Origin of the sequence: Cellulomonas bogoriensis 69B4 = DSM 16987 (assembly GCF_000767165.1) — a bacterium.
In the GTDB taxonomy this organism is placed as follows: domain Bacteria; phylum Actinomycetota; class Actinomycetes; order Actinomycetales; family Cellulomonadaceae; genus Actinotalea; species Actinotalea bogoriensis.
On sequence record NZ_AXCZ01000463.1, the window covers coordinates 1 to 486 of the forward strand.

The window sequence follows — 486 nt, forward strand, 5'->3', positions numbered from 1 at the left end:
CCGCGAAGGCGCGCAGCTCGTCGTCGAGGACCGTGGCCCGCGCCTCCTCTCCGGCGACGCGGCCGGTGAGGCCGTCCCCGCCGGGTGGGGCGCTGCGCCCGGCGAGGACGTCCACCAGGTGCTGGGCCCCCAGCAGGGAGTCGCGGAGGCGGAGGTCCGGCCAGGTGCCCTCCTGCACACCGGCGACGACCACCACGTCCCACTCCCCTCCGGCCGCCCCCGCGGGGGTCAGCAGGGACACCGACCCAGCCGTGTCGCCGTGCGCGGCGATCGTGTCCGCCGGCAGGTCCTGGGCCGCGACGTGGTCCAGGAACGCCGAGGGTGGCGCCTGGGGGAACCGGTCGACGAAGGTCTCGGCAGCCCGGAAGAGCGCCAGGACCGCGTCCAGGTCGCGGTCGGCGCGCGCTCCGCCGGGTCCCCCGGCCAGGGCGCTGCGCCGCCACACCTCGTCCAGCCCGGTCGACCGCCACACCGCCCACAGCAGGT

At 78.0% G+C, this 486-nt stretch carries 1 pseudogene; it reads right to left on the minus strand.

From position 1 onward, the window contains the following. Window positions 1-472 (minus strand): annotated as a pseudogene (locus tag N869_RS16030) (ATP-dependent helicase); the annotation flags it as partial. Window positions 473-486: the final 14 nt, after the last annotated feature.